Source organism: Streptomyces sp. NPDC052020, assembly GCF_040680575.1.
Classification (GTDB): domain Bacteria; phylum Actinomycetota; class Actinomycetes; order Streptomycetales; family Streptomycetaceae; genus Streptomyces.
This window is the reverse complement of sequence record NZ_JBFAWY010000086.1, coordinates 1-2881: the sequence shown is the minus strand read 5'-3', so window position 1 is coordinate 2881 and position 2881 is coordinate 1. Positions and strand designations below refer to the sequence as shown.

Genomic DNA, 2881 nt, shown 5'->3' with positions numbered 1-2881 from the left:
GGGCGGAAACCCCCTAACACTTAGCACTCATCGTTTACGGCGTGGACTACCAGGGTATCTAATCCTGTTTGATCCCCACGCTTTCGCACATCAGCCTTAACGAGAGTTCGCTCGCTCACCTTAGAATTCTCATCTTGACTACCTGTGTCGGTTTGCGGTACGGGCACCACAATTCTAGCTAGAGGCTTTTCTTGGCAGTGTGAAATCAACGACTCGAGGAAACAATTTCCTCTCCCCATCACAGCTCAATCTTAAGAGTGCCGGATTTGCCTAACACTCAATCTCACTGCTTGGACGTACAATCCAATCGTACGCTTCGCCTATCCTACTGCGTCCCCCCATCGCTTAAAACGAATAATGGTGGTACAGGAATATCAACCTGTTATCCATCGCCTACGCCTATCGGCCTCAGCTTAGGACCCGACTAACCCAGAGCGGACGAGCCTTCCTCTGGAAACCTTAGTCAATCGGTGGACGGGATTCTCACCCGTCTTTCGCTACTCACACCGGCATTCTCACTTCTAAGCGCTCCACATGTCCTTGCGATCATGCTTCAACGCCCTTAGAACGCTCTCCTACCATTGTCCTTACGGACAATCCACAGCTTCGGTAATATGTTTAGCCCCGGTACATTTTCGGCGCAGTGTCACTCGACTAGTGAGCTATTACGCACTCTTTAAATGATGGCTGCTTCTAAGCCAACATCCTAGTTGTCTGGGCAACGCCACATCCTTTTCCACTTAACATATATTTTGGGACCTTAGCTGGTGGTCTGGGCTGTTTCCCTTTCGAACACGGACCTTATCACCCGCGTTCTGACTCCCAAGTTAAATTGATTGGCATTCGGAGTTTGTCTGAATTCGGTAACCCGATAAGGGCCCCTCGTCCAAACAGTGCTCTACCTCCAATAATCATCACTTGAGGCTAGCCCTAAAGCTATTTCGGAGAGAACCAGCTATCTCCAGGTTCGATTGGAATTTCTCCGCTACCCACAACTCATCCGCTCACTTTTCAACGTAAGTCGGTTCGGTCCTCCATTCAGTGTTACCTGAACTTCAACCTGGTCATGGGTAGATCACCTGGTTTCGGGTCTACGACCAAATACTCAACGCCCTATTCAGACTCGCTTTCGCTACGGCTCCACATTCACTGCTTAACCTTGCATCAAATCGTAACTCGCCGGTTCATTCTACAAAAGGCACGCCATCACCCATTAACGGGCTCTGACTACTTGTAAGCACACGGTTTCAAGTTCTATTTCACTCCCCTTCCGGGGTACTTTTCACCTTTCCCTCACGGTACTGGTTCACTATCGGTCACTAGAGAGTATTTAGCCTTGGGAGATGGTCCTCCCAGATTCCGACGGAATTTCTCGTGTTCCGTCGTACTCAGGATCCACTCAAGAGTGAACAAACTTTCGACTACAGGATTATTACCTTCTTTGATTCATCTTTCCAGATGATTCGTCTAGTCTGTTCTTTTGTAACTCCGTATAGAGTGTCCTACAACCCCAACAAGCAAGCTCGTTGGTTTGGGCTCTTCCCGTTTCGCTCGCCGCTACTCAGGGAATCGATTTTTCTTTCTCTTCCTGCGGGTACTAAGATGTTTCAGTTCTCCGCGTCTGCCTTCAGATATGCTATGTATTCACATATCGATAACACGACATAACTCGTGCTGGGTTTCCCCATTCGGAAATCTCTGGATCAAAGCTTACTTACAGCTCCCCAAAGCATATCGTCGTTAGTAACGTCCTTCGTCGGCTTCTAGTGCCAAGGCATCCACCGTGCGCCCTTAATAACTTAATCTTTTTTGACTTTCAACACGAACAAGTCGGTTGAAAACCCAAAATGTTATTAATCTGTGAGTGTTCTTTCGAACACTAGCGATTATTTCTTTTTGAATTCAAAGCTTGTTAAAAAACTCTAATTCACTCGGTTTTGCTTGGTAAAATCATAAATTTTACTTACTTATCTAGTTTTCAATGTACAAAATAATGCAATGAATACTCCAATGAGCATTCAAAACTGAATACAATATGTCAATGTTATTCCTGCATCTTCGTAAGAAGATGTTCCGAATATATCCTTAGAAAGGAGGTGATCCAGCCGCACCTTCCGATACGGCTACCTTGTTACGACTTCACCCCAATCATTTGTCCCACCTTCGACGGCTAGCTCCATAAATGGTTACTCCACCGGCTTCGGGTGTTACAAACTCTCGTGGTGTGACGGGCGGTGTGTACAAGACCCGGGAACGTATTCACCGTAGCATGCTGATCTACGATTACTAGCGATTCCAGCTTCATGTAGTCGAGTTGCAGACTACAATCCGAACTGAGAACAACTTTATGGGATTTGCATGACCTCGCGGTTTAGCTGCCCTTTGTATTGTCCATTGTAGCACGTGTGTAGCCCAAATCATAAGGGGCATGATGATTTGACGTCATCCCCACCTTCCTCCGGTTTGTCACCGGCAGTCAACCTAGAGTGCCCAACTTAATGATGGCAACTAAGCTTAAGGGTTGCGCTCGTTGCGGGACTTAACCCAACATCTCACGACACGAGCTGACGACAACCATGCACCACCTGTCACTTTGTCCCCCGAAGGGGAAGGCTCTATCTCTAGAGTTTTCAAAGGATGTCAAGATTTGGTAAGGTTCTTCGCGTTGCTTCGAATTAAACCACATGCTCCACCGCTTGTGCGGGTCCCCGTCAATTCCTTTGAGTTTCAACCTTGCGGTCGTACTCCCCAGGCGGAGTGCTTAATGCGTTAGCTGCAGCACTAAGGGGCGGAAACCCCCTAACACTTAGCACTCATCGTTTACGGCGTGGACTACCAGGGTATCTAATCCTGTTTGATCCCCACGCTTTCGCACATCAGC

1 rRNA gene and 1 other annotated feature are annotated in these 2881 nt (G+C 47.6%); the gene reads right to left on the bottom strand.

Annotated features, from left to right (window positions below):
* Window positions 1–1805: a sequence feature (most likely nonfunctional fraction of RNA operon), on the bottom strand.
* Window positions 1806–2089: 284 nt separating this feature from the next.
* Window positions 2090–2881, bottom strand: a 16S ribosomal RNA gene (locus tag AB0L74_RS34735); the annotation flags it as partial.